The 15,019-nt window shown below is 34.6% G+C and carries 14 protein-coding genes; 7 read left to right on the top strand and 7 right to left on the bottom strand.

Going from position 1 to position 15,019, the window contains the following annotated elements:
• Positions 1-543 precede the first annotated feature (543 nt).
• The 4 genes from H7U22_RS10415 to H7U22_RS10400 all read right to left on the bottom strand — a co-directional run bounded on the left by H7U22_RS10415 (position 544) and on the right by H7U22_RS10400 (position 4,631).
• On the bottom strand, positions 544-1,041 hold the full coding sequence (locus H7U22_RS10415; protein WP_187071300.1) for a SixA phosphatase family protein: 498 nt from the start codon (positions 1,039-1,041) through the stop codon (positions 544-546).
• Entirely contained in the window at positions 1,034-2,062 is a 1,029-nt protein-coding gene (locus H7U22_RS10410) for a glycosyltransferase family 9 protein (protein WP_187071299.1), read from the bottom strand. The genes H7U22_RS10415 and H7U22_RS10410 overlap by 8 nt, the downstream gene beginning before the upstream one ends.
• A 110-nt stretch (positions 2,063-2,172) precedes the next feature.
• Positions 2,173-2,775: a DUF4254 domain-containing protein gene (locus H7U22_RS10405; RefSeq protein ID WP_187071298.1), complete on the bottom strand. Its 603-nt coding sequence runs from the start codon at positions 2,773-2,775 to the stop codon at positions 2,173-2,175.
• A 179-nt stretch (positions 2,776-2,954) separates the two neighbouring features.
• Entirely contained in the window at positions 2,955-4,631 is a 1,677-nt protein-coding gene (locus H7U22_RS10400; RefSeq protein WP_187071297.1) for a helix-hairpin-helix domain-containing protein, read from the bottom strand.
• A gap of 88 nt (positions 4,632-4,719) precedes the next feature.
• On the opposite strand from H7U22_RS10400, the gene H7U22_RS10395 reads away from it, so the two are divergent.
• A complete protein-coding gene (locus H7U22_RS10395) occupies positions 4,720-5,349 on the top strand; it encodes a hypothetical protein (RefSeq protein WP_187071296.1) in 630 nt (209 codons plus the stop codon).
• Positions 5,350-5,415: 66 nt separating this feature from the next.
• On the opposite strand, the gene sppA is transcribed toward H7U22_RS10395, so the two are convergent.
• A complete protein-coding gene (sppA, locus tag H7U22_RS10390) occupies positions 5,416-7,182 on the bottom strand; it encodes a signal peptide peptidase SppA (protein WP_187071295.1) in 1,767 nt (588 codons plus the stop codon).
• Between the two features lie 52 nt (positions 7,183-7,234).
• Here sppA and folK point away from each other — a divergent pair, with 52 nt between their 5' ends.
• Together folK and H7U22_RS10380 are read left to right on the top strand one after the other, a co-directional pair.
• The gene (gene folK / locus H7U22_RS10385) at positions 7,235-7,729 is read left to right on the top strand and encodes a 2-amino-4-hydroxy-6-hydroxymethyldihydropteridine diphosphokinase (protein ID WP_187071294.1); all 495 of its coding nucleotides are present in this window, start codon (positions 7,235-7,237) and stop codon (positions 7,727-7,729) included.
• 17 nt (positions 7,730-7,746) lie between these two features.
• Positions 7,747-8,124, top strand: coding sequence for an Hpt domain-containing protein (locus H7U22_RS10380; RefSeq protein WP_187071293.1), 378 nt, complete (start codon positions 7,747-7,749; stop codon positions 8,122-8,124).
• 7 nt (positions 8,125-8,131) lie between these two features.
• Here H7U22_RS10380 and pssA read toward each other — a convergent pair whose 3' ends face one another.
• On the bottom strand, positions 8,132-8,821 hold the full coding sequence (pssA, locus tag H7U22_RS10375) for a CDP-diacylglycerol--serine O-phosphatidyltransferase (RefSeq protein ID WP_187071292.1): 690 nt from the start codon (positions 8,819-8,821) through the stop codon (positions 8,132-8,134).
• 79 nt (positions 8,822-8,900) lie between these two features.
• A complete protein-coding gene (rho, locus tag H7U22_RS10370; protein ID WP_187071291.1) occupies positions 8,901-10,619 on the bottom strand; it encodes a transcription termination factor Rho in 1,719 nt (572 codons plus the stop codon).
• Between the two features lie 422 nt (positions 10,620-11,041).
• Here rho and pyrF point away from each other — a divergent pair, with 422 nt between their 5' ends.
• From pyrF to H7U22_RS10350, 4 genes are all read left to right on the top strand, one after another.
• Positions 11,042-11,872, top strand: a complete 831-nt coding sequence (gene pyrF, locus H7U22_RS10365; RefSeq protein ID WP_187071290.1) for an orotidine-5'-phosphate decarboxylase — start codon at positions 11,042-11,044, stop codon at positions 11,870-11,872.
• A gap of 108 nt (positions 11,873-11,980) precedes the next feature.
• Complete coding sequence (locus H7U22_RS10360) at positions 11,981-12,352, top strand: GxxExxY protein (RefSeq protein ID WP_187071289.1); 372 nt, start codon at positions 11,981-11,983, stop codon at positions 12,350-12,352.
• Positions 12,353-12,450: 98 nt separating this feature from the next.
• The gene (locus tag H7U22_RS10355) at positions 12,451-13,353 is read left to right on the top strand and encodes a DMT family transporter (protein ID WP_187071288.1); all 903 of its coding nucleotides are present in this window, start codon (positions 12,451-12,453) and stop codon (positions 13,351-13,353) included.
• 362 nt (positions 13,354-13,715) lie between these two features.
• A complete protein-coding gene (locus H7U22_RS10350; protein WP_187071287.1) occupies positions 13,716-14,999 on the top strand; it encodes a DUF2851 family protein in 1,284 nt (427 codons plus the stop codon).
• The last annotated feature ends 20 nt before the right edge of the window (positions 15,000-15,019 follow it).

Raw genomic sequence — 15,019 nt, 5'->3', positions numbered from 1 at the left:
TTGCCAGATTTCGTTGTTATATTTTCAAAGATAGTTAAAATAACGATTTTGGAGGTACGATTTAATTTTTATTTGGAAACATGCGTTCGTAGTTCTTTTTATTTTTCAGTCCTGCTTTACATTCCAAGCCCAATAAAACATTGGGGCTTTGCATTTCAATCAGGTTTATTTAACACAGTAGTTGCTTAGGTAAAATCCACCCCTTTTATTCCCCCGCCAGCGGGGGAGACTGGGCGCAAACCTAACATGGTTTATTAACAAAGGAAATATAATTCGACTTATAAATCAACTCGGTCCTAGACCATCTCTTAAAATTATAGACATGCTGATAAAATAGAATGCAGTTGATAGAATTACTGCTAATATAATTGCAATGATGATTTTATATGTCTTGCTACCTGTACTCAACCTAAAAGTAAGCGGAACTGTTAAAAGAGGTGTTAAGAACATTAGATACCAAAATGTGTTACCAATCGAATCAATTAAATTCTCGCTCATTTTAAAACAAGTTTCCGTGCGTTCCATGTTTCCGTAGCAAAAATCCTAAACCTCATCATTATTCTTAGGGAAATCAAAGAAAATAAGTTCACCAGTTCCTCTGCTTACCATTTCCCAAGAATCGAAAGGGAAAGAGATTAACGTCATTCCAGCAGTTGGAATATTATAGATATCGCCATCGCACAATTCGTTGGCAAAATCAGTTAAGCCTCCATTATGCCCAAATAAAATTACGGTTTCTGCTTCATTACTTAATCCATTCACAATTTTTAGAAGCGTAGTTGTGTTGGCCTCGTAAATATTTGGCTCCAATTGAATTTCTCCAACCTGATAGGCCTCAGCAAAATATTTAGCAGTTGTTAATGCTCTTTTTGCAGGGCTACTCACCATCAAATCAAATTTGAATCCACGCTTTACCAAACGTTGAGCCATTTCTGGTGCATTTTCTTTTCCTCGTTTGTTAAGCGGTCTGTCGAAATCCTTTAAATTTAAATTTCCCCAATCCGATTTTGCATGACGTACCAGCAATAAATTCTTAGCCATTTAATTTTTCGTTAATCTTATTTACTATAGTTTCGGGCTTAATTAAGTCCATACAGCTATCAACACCACACATGCAGGGTTTGTTTCCATAAATAGAATTTGGGCGATTGGGGCTGTCGATCTGAATGCAATCACTTTCTAATTGCCCATAACCCAAAAAGCCTGCATATGGATGTGTCGGGCCCCAAATCGAAACTACTGGAACGCCTTCTAAAGATGCCATGTGCATTCCCGATGAATCCATGCTCAACATTAAATCGAGGTTTGAAATAATCGCTAATTCTTCCGATAAATTAAAATTGCCAATTAAATTATGTGTATTTGGGTACCTTTTTTCCCAAGTTTCGGCTATTGCTTGCTCTGATTTTCCACCTCCAAATATAAAAATTAGGTATCCGAGTTTAGTTAAATCCGAAATCACCTGTTCCATTTTATCTAAAGGATAAACTTTGTAAATATGTTGAGCAAAAGGAGAGATCCCTATTTTTTTTGATTTATTGCTAAAAAGTAATTCGGCTTTTTGAGGAAGATCCTTTGTTGATTTAATTAATTTATGATTGAGTTTAATATTTAGTCCCAATGCTTTAAAAACATCGGCATAACGTTCTACAGTTTGGCGGAGTGGTTTAAATATTTTGTTAGTTTCTCGTGTTAAAGCTTTTTTCTCTGCTCTGCCTTTATCAATGCGTTTAATTTTAATCCCAGATAAACGGAAAAAGGAGGAAAGTACTCTGCTTCTTAAGTTATCATGTAAATCTGCAATGGCATTAGGCTTGTATTTTTTTAACTCCTTATATAGTTTAAATAATCCAAAAATGCCTTTATGGATAGTTTTTGGTTGAATGGAATGGAAAGTAAGATTTTTTATGCCATCAAAAAATGGTTTAAACGCCTCGCGACTAACCATGAAAATTTCAACAGCAGGATTTTGAACAGAAAATTCTCGTAAAACAGATGCCACCATAGCAACATCGCCCATGGCTGAAAAACGTAAAACGATAATTTTTTCTGTTGATGTCATGGTATTTTGAAAGGTCCGTCATTGCGAGGAACGAAGCAATCCCTACTACTCTCGATCTTAAACCTATAGCTTTAAGATTGCTTCGTACCTCGCAATGACGATTTGCAGATTTACACTTTATTATACAAAACCGGGTTTAAACTCGGATCGTTATACATTTTCATTTGTTTGTACACTTTCATGAATTTTTTTCCAGCTTCAATATCGGCCAATAACTCATTTATACTGTTTGATAAATCATCGCGTTGCGATAAAAGAATGTTAAGCTTAGTTTGGCATTGTTCGCGATGCTCAACAGATGCGGTTGGTCTTTCGGCTTCCTCATTCATGTGATAAATTTTCAAGGCTAAAATAGAAAGCCTATCAATTGCCCATGCCGGGCTTTCAGTATTTATTTTAGCATCAGGCAAAGGAGAAATTCCTTGATAAAGATTTAAGAAATATCCATCAATAAATTCTACCATATCAGTACGAACCTGATTTTGAGCATCAATTCTTCTTTTCCAGCTTAAACCTTCAACTGGATCAATTTGCGGATTTCGCACCACATCTTCCATATGCCATTGTGCAGTATCAATCCAGTTTTTTACATAAAATAAATGCTCTAAACTTTCAGCATCATATGGGTTTTCTATAGGTTGATCAATATCATCAAACTTATGGTAATCGGTAATGGCTTGATTAAATATGCGGTTGGCAATTTCACTTATCATGGCACAAAGTTATAGTTTTTTACCACAGATTTTTCACAGATAAACACAGATTTAGGCTGTTGAATTATATTATCAAAAGCATGTCTATGTTTATCCCTTCTATCTGTGGTTAATTAATGTTAAAAGCATTTGATTCCGTGTTCTCTGTATTTCCGTGGCTAGTTAAGAATAATAAAAGACTACCTTTTTTTAGAGTTGAAGTAATTCGTTATTTCCTCCAAAGAAAATGCATTTAAACATTTATCTGCACTCAATCCGCCTTTTCGGGCAACTAAAATGCCATAATGCATATCATGAAATCCTTCCGTTCTATGTGCATCTGGATTTACAGAAAGCAATACGCCTTTTTCCAAAGCGTAACGATGCCAACGCCAATCTAAATCCAACCGTAATGGATTTGCATTAATTTCTATAACTACCTTATTTTCAGCACAAGCATCGATAATTTTTTTATAATCTATTGGATAACCTGCACGACTCAATAATAATCTTCCAGTCGGGTGACCAAGAATTGTTGTATAAGGATTTTCTATGGCTTTTAATAAACGGGCTGTTGCTTTGGCTTCGTCCATTCTTAAATTACTGTGAACCGATGCCACAACGAAATCGAAGGTTTTTAGAATATCATCCGAATAATCTAAAGATCCATCGCTTAAAATATCGCTTTCTATCCCTTTAAAAATTTTGAAAGGAGCGAGTTTTTCATTTAAAGCCTCAATTTCTTGATGCTGGCCGAAAACACGTTGCTCGTTTAAGCCTTTGGCATAAACGGCTGTTTTAGAGTGATCGCAAATTCCGAGGTATTGTAAATTTAAGTTCTCTTTGCAATAAACCGCCATTTGTTCTAAAGTATGAACCCCATCAGACCAAGTAGAGTGATTGTGTAAACTGCCTTTTAAATCTTCATACTTAATTAGGTTTGGAAGCTTATTTGCCTTTGCCAACTCAATTTCATCAAAATCTTCTCGAAGTTCTGGTTCAATAAATGCTAATCCTGCTTTTCTGTATATCTCAATTTCATTTAAAAAAGGCCCATTTCCGGCTAATTTCAAAACCTTTTCAACATGATCAGGATTTCCGGTTAGCTTAAACCACTCTAAATAAAAAGCCGATTTTTCGACAACATATATTTTTACTCTAAAGCCAGCTTCGGTTGTTGCAATAAATGAATCTTCAGCTTGGATTAAGGATAGAGGCTCAAATGAAAGTATATTTTCGATTACAGCTTCTAAATTTTCTGCGCCGATAACGATTTCCAGTTCATCAATAATTTCGCAATAACGGCGATATTGGCCAGCAAATCCAAGTAAAGAATCATTATCTATTTTTACCAGCCATGCAGAAAGTTGCGTAAACAACGTACTTGCAAATCCTTCTACTTGCGCATATAGAAATCTTCCGTTCGCGGCGAGTTTAAATTCAATCGCATTTTTAATTTCCTCCTGGGTTTTTAAACCAAACCCTTTAGCTTCAATTAATCTATTTTCATTACAGGCATAATAAAGTTCGCCTATACTTTCAATACCAAGCGTACGCCAGATTATGTAGATTTTTTTCGGTCCGATGCCTTTAATGGCAAGCATTTCTATTACCCCTTCAGGAGTTTGCTCAATAATATCATTCAATTCTTTAAGTTCGCCTGTTTGAAGCAACTCTATAATTTTAGATGCTAAGCCTTTGCCAATCCCTTCAATTTTATCAATCTCATCAACAGGTTTATCCTTTAATGCAAAAGGTAATTTATCAACCTTAAAATAAGCATTGGCAATAGATTTAATTTTAAAAGGATTTTCATCGTGCAGTTCCATTAACTGCGAAAGTAGGCGTAAAGTACGGGCGATGGTTTTATTTTCCATAAGCTGTAAAATTAGAAAATAATGCATTAAAACTTCATTTAGTGATTAGATTCTGCACACAATTTTTGCAAAACATTGTTCTCTAAATATGAAATCTATAAAAATTATTCTTTTAGGATTAAGCCTAAGTTTAGTTGCTTGCCAATCATCAAAAACGAACGATACTACTAAAGTGGATTCGATTGCAAGTATTGAATCTGGACCAGGGAAAATTGTTGATGAAAGGTATTTAATCGTTCCGGGAAGATCAGTAGGAGAAATTTCTCTTGGTGAAAATATGGAACTTGTTGGCGAAAAGTTGGGTAGGCCAGATGCTGGAGATGCAGCCATGGGAAAGGCTTGGGGGATTTGGTATAGTAAAGATTCTACTGAAAATGAAAAAAATGAGCTCGCCATTTATTCTTCATATAAAGATACAACCTTAATAAGCAAAGATGTTAAGCAGATTAGAATTACATCAAATCAGTTTAAAACACAAGATAACTTTGGGACAGGTAGAAGTTTGGATGATACAAAAATGAAATTTCCAGGTATGATTCGTATCGCAACTTATCTTAATGAGACAAAAGACAGTATTATGGTTTATGATTCGAAGGCTGAAGGAATTGGATTTGAATTTCTCAAAGGGAAAAGTATTTCGCTAACCGTTCATCCAAAAAATGTATCTGTTAATGGAACTTATTTAACGCTCCATCCAGAATGGAAACAAGTTGAATAATGTGAAATGGATGATGTAAGATGGAGATGGTTTATTCCAGCACACATCTACATCATCCATCAAACCCTATTTTATAACTGCCTCAAATGGCATTCTTGCTTGGATACCTGAACTTGCAACTACTTTTTTCATTTGTTGATAAAGCATATAATTTTCGCCAAGTTCCTGTTTAGTGTAATAAGTTTTAATTTTATCGGTACTTTCTTCCAACAAAGATTTCAAAGGATCAATCACATCTGGATATTCTACAACTTTGTAATCTTTAAGTTTTGCTTTTTTTGCTGCTGCTTTAATCGCATCACTAAAACTCCCAATTCTATCGGCTAAACCAATTTGAACGGCATCAGTTCCAATCCATACGTGGCCACCGCCAATGCTATCAATATAAGCTTTACTTTTCTTTCTTCCATCCGCCACGCGGCTAACAAAGCCACTGTAAATTCTATTTAATTCGCTTTGAATAATAAATCTTTCTCCCGGGGTCATTGGTCTATTGGTTGCCATAATATCAGCATACTTCCCTGTTTTTACGCCATCGAAAGTAATTCCCAATTTATTTGTCATTAAGTTTTGGAAGTTTGGAATAATCCCGAAAACACCAATAGAGCCTGTAATCGTATTTGGTTGTACAAAAATACTATCTGCAGCGCAACCAATATAATAACCGCCAGATGCCGCAACATCTCCAAACGAAGCAATTACCGGTTTTACTTTTTTGGTTAACACAACCTCTCTCCAAATCACATCTGAAGCTAATGCACTTCCACCTGGAGAATTAACGCGTAAAACGATTGCTTTAATGTCATCATCTAAACGAGCTTTACGAATCGCTCTTGAAATTCTTTCAGACCCTATTGCATTATCAGAACCTTCGCCACCAGTAATTTCGCCGTTGGCATAAATAATGGCAACTTTATCTTTTCCAGAACCTGTTGAAGTGTTGTTTTTAACATAATCGTTAATAGAAACAGAGATGATATTTTCCTTTTTCGATCTTCCAGATAAACCTTTTAATTCTTCTAATATTTGATCTTTATATTTTAAACCATCAATCATTTTAAAATTAACTGCATCTTGAGGTTCTCTTATTTTATAATTATCGGCCACAGCATACAAACTATCTTTTTGCAGTTTTCTTGTATCAGCAATGTCTGTTAAAAAGGTATTGTATAAACCACCAACATACGCCGTAACCTGTTTACGATTGTAATCGCTCATTTTATCAAGAATGAATGGTTCTACGGCACTTTTGTAATTTCCGACGCGGATTACCTGCATTTCGACTCCAATTTTTTCCAGAGTTCCTTTAAAGAAAGTGAGCTCAGAACTAAAGCCTTTAAATTCTAAGGAACCCTCAGGATTTAAGTAAACTTTATTTGAGGCAGAGGCCAGATAATAAGCGCCCTGAGTATAAACTTCACTATAAGAAATGATTTGTTTGCCAGATTTTTTGAAATCAATTAATGCATTTCTAACCTCACGCATGGTTGCAAAACCTGCATTCGGACTGCTAACGTTTAAATAGATGCATTTTATATTGTCATCAGTTTTGGCTCTTGCAATTGCTTTAAGCAAATCGTTTAGGCCTATTCCATCTTTTTCCTCGCCACCAACAATTGGTAAATTACCAAATGGATTTTTAGGAGTACGTTCTGTAATGGCCTGATCCAAGTTTAAAAATAGAACGGAATTATTACTTACAACAGTAGTTTTGTCGCTATCTATGGATGAAATAGCTATCGTTATAAAAGCAACAAAAATGACAATTACAATGATTATAGAAAGGAAAAAGCCTAGCATTGAGGCAAATAGATATTTAAAAAATTCTCTCATTTAAATGTTTTAATTTTGATTTGTAAAGATATAAAAATACACGAGGCTTAATATGGCATTAGAGCGTACAATTGCTTATTTGTTACTAGGAAGTAATTTGGGAAATAGGGCAGAAATTCTGGATCAGGCCATCCAACTTGTTGGCAAAAATATAGGTAATGTTTCGGAAAAATCGTCCCTTTACGAAACCGATGCTTGGGGAAAAACAGATCAGCCTGTATTTTTAAATCAAGCAATTGCTGTAAACACCACTTTAACTGCTGTTGAAGTTTTGGATAGAGCTTTAGAAATCGAGCAAAAATTGGGTAGAATTCGTAAAGAAAAGTGGGGCGAAAGACTAATCGATATCGATTTGATTTTATATGGAAACGAAGTAATTAATATTGAAGATAAATTGCAGGTTCCACATCCACAGATGCAATTTAGAAAATTTGTTATGGAGCCCTTAAATGAAATTGCTTCAGAAGTCGTTCATCCAATTCTAAATATCACTATTTCAGAAATTACTAAAAATATTACCGATAATTTAGAGGTAAAGAAGTTGTAAATAACTAAATTTGTTTTATGCAAGATAACAATGATAATCATCCCTTAGATTTATCATATCTTACAGAAATGGTTGGTCATAATCCAGAATTTATGATCGAAGTTTTTGATACGTTTATTGAACAGACACCTTTTTATTTAGCTGAGCTAGAAGATGCTTTATCCGTTAAAAACTGGGATAAGGTAGCTAACTGTGCGCATAAAATAAAGCCTACATTCAGTTATGTTGGAAGAGGTGATGTGAAGGATTTTGTTCAATCCATTGAGGAAAACGCCCGAAAGCAAATTGATGTAGAACTGATTCCTGATAATATTGAACGGCTTAAAGATTTGTTGATAATCATTTACCAACAGCTTGAGGATGCTAAAAAGGATGTATTACCTAATTTAGATTAATAAATTCTTATTGAATTTCTTTGCCTGCACTTTTAAAGTGTAGCATGGAAAGTGCTATGTACAATACCAAGACAAAGGGGATTGCGGCGAATTGTAAAAAACCAATTAATGAGGCAGATAAAATCAGGAAAATAAACTTAATCTTATTTTTTGACCAACTTAAATTGCTAAACTTCAAAGAAAATATCTTAATCTCACTAATCAACAGATAACTTGTTATGGCTATTATGGCAATTAATAGAATACTCGAACCAATTACTTCGGGATAATCTTCTGCTATAAAAGGTAGAGAGCAGATAAATAAAGTATTCATTGGAGTGTTTAAACCGATGAAATCTTCTGCTTGCCTAGAATCATTGTTGAATTTGGCTAAACGCAAAGCAGAAAAAACTGTGATGAAAAACCCTAAATAGGGTAGGTATTCTGAAGTGTAATCGCTCCCTTTTAAAAGCTGAAACATCATTACACCGGGCAGAAACCCAAAGCTAACCATATCTGCCAAAGAATCTAAATCCTTCCCAATAGCCGATTTTACATTTAGTAAACGAGCAACCATTCCATCAAAAAAATCGAAAACTCCAGATAGAATTACAAAATATGCTGCGGTTTGTAAATCGCCTTTAAATGCAAAAACGATTCCTATACAGCCAGAAAAAAGGTTTGCACAGGTAATCGCATTAGGAATATGCCTTTTCATATGATGTAAGATCGGAGATGGAAGATGAGAGATGGAAAAGAATACCTGATCCATTTACCATCTTCCATTTTACTTATTTTTAGCTGTTCATCGAAATTAAGAATTCTTCGTTGCTTTTTGTACCTTTTATTTGAGCTTGTACAAATTCCATTGCTTCTTGACTGTTCATGTCTGCAAGGTGGTTGCGTAAAATCCAAACGCGTTGTAAAGTATCTCTATCCAATAATAGATCATCTCTACGAGTACTCGAAGCTGTAATATCGATTGCAGGGAAAATTCTTTTGTTAGATAATTTACGGTCTAATTGTAACTCCATGTTACCCGTACCTTTAAATTCTTCGAAAATAACCTCATCCATTTTAGAACCTGTATCGGTTAATGCAGTAGCCAAAATAGTTAATGAGCCGCCGTTTTCGATGTTACGAGCCGCACCAAAGAAACGTTTTGGTTTGTGCAATGCATTCGCATCAACACCACCCGATAAAATTTTACCCGATGCAGGCGCCGTGGTATTGTAGGCTCTTGCTAAACGTGTAATCGAATCTAAAAGAATCACCACATCATGCCCACTTTCTACCAAACGTTTTGCTTTTTCTAAAACAATGTTGGCAATTTTTACATGGCGCTCAGCCGGTTCATCAAAAGTAGAAGCAATAACTTCAGCTCTTACACTACGAGCCATATCAGTAACCTCTTCCGGACGCTCATCAATTAAAAGAATGATTAAATAAACTTCTGGATGGTTTTTAGCAATTGCGTTGGCAACTTCTTTAAGTAAATTGGTTTTACCCGTTTTTGGTTGCGCCACAATTAAACCACGCTGTCCTTTACCAATTGGCGTAAATAAATCCATAATACGGGTAGAATAATTGTTATTATCCGTAAATAAATTTAATTTTTCAGTTGGGAAAAGCGGTGTTAAATAATCAAAAGGAACACGATCACGAACTTCTGCAGGGATTCTACCATTAATCGTTTCTACGCGAACCAATGGAAAATATTTTTCACCCTCTTTCGGTGGACGGATACTACCTTTTACGGTATCTCCAGTTTTTAAACCGAAAAGTTTTATTTGAGATTGAGATACGTAAATATCATCAGGAGAGGTTAAATAGTTATAATCTGCCGAACGTAAAAAACCGTAGCCATCTGGCATAATTTCTAGAACACCTTCGTTTGTAATAACGTTATCGAAATCTAAGTTAGAATAACTGTTTTCGTTTTTATGGTGATTTCCGCCACCTGGTTGTTTTGGCTGACGATTATCCTCACGTTGAGATTTTTCTTGTTTTTCTCGTTGTTCCAGTCTTTGTTTCGGAGCAATTGTTACCGGTTCAGCACTTTCTTCTATTAGAGCAGAAATTGGTTTACTACTGCCTTCTTCTGATTCAACAATCCTGTCAGGCTGTCTTTCGGGTTGCTGTTGGTGTTGAGGCTCATCAAATAAGGTAACTGAATCTCTTCTTCTTTCGATTGGAGCGGCCGGTTCATCTTTACTTAAGCGAGCTCTCTTTTTAACAGGTTTCTCTGTAGTAACAGCTTCGGCAGCAACCTTCGGTGCTTTCTCTGCTTTTGGCGCTTTTGTTTTCGAGGCCGGAGCAACTGCTACTGCCTCTGCTTCAGGTTCGCTATATGGATCTGCGCCAGATTTGGCTGCATTTATAATTTCTTGCTGGTGTAAAAGCACTTCAACAAGATCAATTTTTCTAAGGGAATCGGCAGCTTCAATGCCATAAGTTTTTGCAAGCTCACGTAATTCTGATGTGAGCTTATCATTTAATTCTGTTTTACTGAACATTCTAAATATATATGTTTCAAGAAATTTTCATTTTGTTTATAACGGATGCTTTCTGCTATAAATCTGCAAGGGCCAAAATATTTGTGTTAGCGTTGGTCCTGCGGTTTCATTGTGTATAAATTCTTAGGATATAAAACTTAAATGAGTTGATTATGGAATTACTCAAATGGTTTCATAAAGTGTTTATAAGCTGAATAAAAAACGATAAATCGCCTTTAGAAAATGGTAACAAAAAACAAGTCTTGATAAATTTTTCTGGGATATTCAGATAAACGATTGAGAAATTATGTTGCAATTGTATGTATTTGAAACGTAATCTGCAAGGAAAAGTTTAAATTGTTTATAAAAATAATTAATCTTGGCATTATTTTGTCGCTCTTAAAACTTAAAAATCTTCATATTTGCAGCAGATAAGCCCTTATATGACTAAGCAACAACTTTTCGAGCAGATCCAAAAAAAACGTTCATTTTTATGTGTTGGATTGGATTCTTCTCTTGATAAAATTCCTAAACACCTATTAAAATACGAAAATCCAATTTTAGAATTTAATAAACAGATTATTGACGCCACGAAAGATTTATGCGTAGCGTACAAACCTAATACTGCATTTTACGAGTGTTATGGTAAAAAAGGATGGGAGACTTTAATTGAAACCTGGAAATATATTCCAAAGGATATTTTTTCTATTGCCGATGCAAAACGTGGCGATATTGGAAATACTTCTGCCATGTATGCCGAAACATTTTTTAATGAAGCATCATCAGAAATGAGTTTCGATTCGGTTACTGTAGCGCCTTATATGGGCAGCGATTCGGTTACTCCATTTCTTACTTTTCAGGATAAATGGGTAATTCTTTTGGCTTTAACTTCAAATTCTGGTCATGCCGATTTCCAATTACAAGAAATAGGGGAAGAACGACTTTTCGAAAAAGTTTTAAGAACCTCTCAAAATTGGGCAACAAATGAACAAATAATGTATGTAGTTGGCGCAACGCGAGGTTCTGCTTTTGCCGATGTTCGTAAATTAGCTCCAGATCACTTTCTTTTGGTTCCAGGTGTTGGTGCACAAGGAGGAGATTTACAAGAGGTTTGTAAATACGGCTTGAATTCGCAATGCGGATTGTTAATTAACTCATCAAGAGGAATTATTTATGCTAGCCAAGGCGAAGATTTCGCGGGAAAGGCTAGGGACGAGGCTTTGAAATTGCAGAAAGAAATGGAGGGAATTTTGGTTGGAGCTAATTTGGTTTAGCTAAATATTTAACCACAGATAGACAGGATAAACACAGATTTGGGTCTTTATATCAACGATAATAATGCGTTTTATAAAAACTGTTGCTGAAATTTATAAATTGCATATATGTTGAGCCAAAATGAAATCACAGAAAAAATTATTGGAGCCGCTTATAAGGTTTCAAACACTTTGGGCTGTGGTTTTTTAGAAAAAGTTTACGAGAACGCATTATTTATAGAGATTAGAAAGGCTGGGTTAAGTGTCATCAAACAACATGCATTACAAGTATTCTACGATGATGAAATCGTAGGCGATTACTTTGCTGACCTATTTGTTGAAAATGAAGTTGTGATAGAACTAAAAACTGTTACTATGATAACTGATGTACATCAAGCTCAATTAATGAATTATTTAATTGCCTGTAATAAACGTTGCGGCTTAATTATTAATTTCAGCAAACCGCGTATTGAAATAAAAAGAATGGTCAACGGTTACTAATCTTGAATTTGTGCTCATAAAAAATGGTCAAAGACCATTCATCATCAAATATCTGTGTTTATCTGTGCTCATCTGTGGTTAAACATATAAATCTAACTATGAAATCCAAAATAGATTTAAAACTTATCCTTGCCTTAACTGGCGTTGCCCTAATTTGGGGTACAACTTACTTGGGAATTCGTATTGCTGTAGAAAGTATTCCCGCGTGGTATGTAACGGCCATGCGCCAAACAATTGCCTCAATAATTATCCTAATTATTTTAATTAAGCAGAAAGAATTAAAATGGATTGGTTGGGCAAGTTTTAAAAGACAAATTCTATTATCTATACTAATGGTGGTTATCGCCAATGGCATGACAACCGTAGCAGAGAAGACCATTCCCAGCGGATTAACTTCTTTGATTAATGCTACATCTCCACTATTGGTTTTTATAGGCTGTGTTTTTCTTGGGATTCAAAAACCAACTCTGAAAGGCTTTATTGGAGTTTTTATTGGCTTTTTAGGAATCGTGTTTATTTTTAGAGATGGAATAAGCGACCTTTTAGAACCCGGTTATCGAAATGGAATTTTATCTTTGATAATCGCGGTTTCAGGCTGGACGATTGGAACCATTTACTCCAAAAAACATAGCGGTAAGCCTCAATATATTTTCCTGAATTTATTTTATCAATTCGTGTTCTCGGCAATTGTTCAATTTTTTCTAGCCTTAATATTTTCGGGCAAAGCTGATGTTGCAACATGGAAAACAGAAAGTATTTTTGCAACCTGCTACTTAGCTATTTTTGGCTCAGTGCTTGGATATTTCTGTTATCATTATGCCTTAAAAAAAGTTTCGGCATCCGAAGTTTCAATCTTAACCTATTTTAATACAATTATAGCCATATTTTTGGGCTGGTTAATTTTAAGTGAAGAAGTAAATATTGATTTGGTTGTAGCTACAGTATTAATTATTGCAGGCGTTTTTATTACTAATTATAAGAAGAAAGCTGAAGTTGTTTAAAATTCATATCATTAGCTATTGATTAAAATGTGCTGAAAATTATCCTTTGGCGAATTTAGATATCTACTCATTAACCATATCACTTGCTTACTTTGGAAATAATAAACTGAAATTGATTTATATTTAAAAATGAATATGCTTTTGTGGCTTTAGAAAAGCCACCTCGTCATTGCGAGGTACGAAGCAATCTTAATATTATAGGTTTTTTTGATACGAACAGGCGTTGTAGGATTGCTTCGTGCCTCGCAATGACGACCGTTCTTAACAGTGCGCTATTTGTTAATAAAACTCAAATTAATAATTATTCCAAAGAGGCAAAATATTTATTTTAAAACTTTTAGGAATAATTACTACCTTCAAGAATGAACTTTCCTGAAGATTTTCTCCATTATGTATGGCAATTTAAGTCGTTTGATTTTAACGAATTGCAAACATCCGATGGAGCGCCACTTAAAATTATTCATCAGGGTTTTCTTAATAAAAATTCAGGTCCCGACTTTAGTAACGCCAAAATTCAGATTGGTGAAACTGTATGGGCTGGCAATGTAGAGATTCATATTAAATCATCTGATTGGTTAAAGCATAATCATCAATTAGATACAAGCTATGAAAATGTAGTTCTTCATGTAGTTTATGATCACGATGTAGAAATTAAGAGAATTGATGGTTCTGTTCTTCCCGTTTTGGAATTAAAAGATAGAATTTCAAACGAACTGATTAATAAATATGAAACCCTATTTCTAACCCTAACCGATTTTCCATGCATCGCTCAAATTCGAAGCGTAGATAGATTGATCGTCGATTCTTTTCTGTCGAGAACATTAATTGAACGTTATGAAGAAAAAACAATTGCTGTTTTTGAAACTTTAAGCGAACTCAACGGAAATTGGGATGAAACGTTTTATCGTTTTATGGCCAAAAATTTTGGATTCAAAGTAAATGCTTTACCATTCGAACTTTTCGCAAAGGCAATTCCGCAGAATATATACTCAAAACATAAAGATAATCCATTACAAATTGAAGCTTTGGTTTTTGGCAGCGCAGGTTTTTTAAACAACAAATTTCAAGAGGAATATCCAGCAAAATTGAAGAAGGAATTTGAGTTTCTTCAAAAGAAATATAAAATTAAATCTGTTGAAGTTTCGGTTTGGAAGTTTATGCGCATGCGACCACAAAATTTTCCAACCATTCGGTTAGCACAGTTTGCAGGATTAATTGTTAATTCAAATCATCTTTTTTCTAAAATTTTGGAGATTAAGGAGGTTAGCAATCTCAGAAATTTATTTGAAAATTTACCGATTAACGAATTTTGGAAAACCCATTATCATTTCAAGAAAGAAGTTTCTGGAGTAAGTATCCAAATCGGAAAAACCTCAATTGCTAATATATTGTTGAATGCAGTTGCCTTGTTTTTATTTGCATATGGAAAGCACACTGCAACTCAACATTATATTAGCAGAGCAATAAAGTTATTGGAAAGTCTGCCGGCAGAGCAAAATGCGATTACCGATAAGTTTTATCAGGCTGGCGTGGAGATGGAGAATGCTTTTGCATCACAAGGGATTTTGCAATTGAAAAAACAATATTGCGACAAGAAAAAATGTCTATCTTGTGGTATTGGTATTAAAATTTTGAGGCAGATGTAAATGCTTTTAAAATTTAACAA

It is taken from the genome of Pedobacter fastidiosus (assembly GCF_014306625.1).
In the GTDB taxonomy this organism is placed as follows: Bacteria; Bacteroidota; Bacteroidia; order Sphingobacteriales; family Sphingobacteriaceae; genus Pedobacter; species Pedobacter fastidiosus.
Note: the sequence above shows the minus strand (reverse complement) of the source record. Positions and strands in the feature narration are given on the sequence as shown.

What these genes read in the sequence shown, in the direction of transcription:
- H7U22_RS10360 (WP_187071289.1), top strand. Translation starts at nt 11,981, where the DNA reads ATGTTGAGCCAAAATGAAATCACAGAAAAAATTATTGGAGCCGCTTAT.
- pssA (WP_187071292.1), bottom strand. Translation starts at nt 8,821, where the DNA reads ATGAAAAGGCATATTCCTAATGCGATTACCTGTGCAAACCTTTTTTCT.
- H7U22_RS10355 (WP_187071288.1), top strand. Translation starts at nt 12,451, where the DNA reads ATGAAATCCAAAATAGATTTAAAACTTATCCTTGCCTTAACTGGCGTT.
- sppA (WP_187071295.1), bottom strand. Translation starts at nt 7,182, where the DNA reads ATGAGAGAATTTTTTAAATATCTATTTGCCTCAATGCTAGGCTTTTTC.
- H7U22_RS10380 (WP_187071293.1), top strand. Translation starts at nt 7,747, where the DNA reads ATGCAAGATAACAATGATAATCATCCCTTAGATTTATCATATCTTACA.
- rho (WP_187071291.1), bottom strand. Translation starts at nt 10,619, where the DNA reads ATGTTCAGTAAAACAGAATTAAATGATAAGCTCACATCAGAATTACGT.
- H7U22_RS10410 (WP_187071299.1), bottom strand. Translation starts at nt 2,062, where the DNA reads ATGACATCAACAGAAAAAATTATCGTTTTACGTTTTTCAGCCATGGGC.
- H7U22_RS10415 (WP_187071300.1), bottom strand. Translation starts at nt 1,041, where the DNA reads ATGGCTAAGAATTTATTGCTGGTACGTCATGCAAAATCGGATTGGGGA.
- H7U22_RS10400 (WP_187071297.1), bottom strand. Translation starts at nt 4,631, where the DNA reads ATGGAAAATAAAACCATCGCCCGTACTTTACGCCTACTTTCGCAGTTA.
- H7U22_RS10350 (WP_187071287.1), top strand. Translation starts at nt 13,716, where the DNA reads ATGAACTTTCCTGAAGATTTTCTCCATTATGTATGGCAATTTAAGTCG.
- pyrF (WP_187071290.1), top strand. Translation starts at nt 11,042, where the DNA reads ATGACTAAGCAACAACTTTTCGAGCAGATCCAAAAAAAACGTTCATTT.
- H7U22_RS10395 (WP_187071296.1), top strand. Translation starts at nt 4,720, where the DNA reads ATGAAATCTATAAAAATTATTCTTTTAGGATTAAGCCTAAGTTTAGTT.
- H7U22_RS10405 (WP_187071298.1), bottom strand. Translation starts at nt 2,775, where the DNA reads ATGATAAGTGAAATTGCCAACCGCATATTTAATCAAGCCATTACCGAT.
- folK (WP_187071294.1), top strand. Translation starts at nt 7,235, where the DNA reads ATGGCATTAGAGCGTACAATTGCTTATTTGTTACTAGGAAGTAATTTG.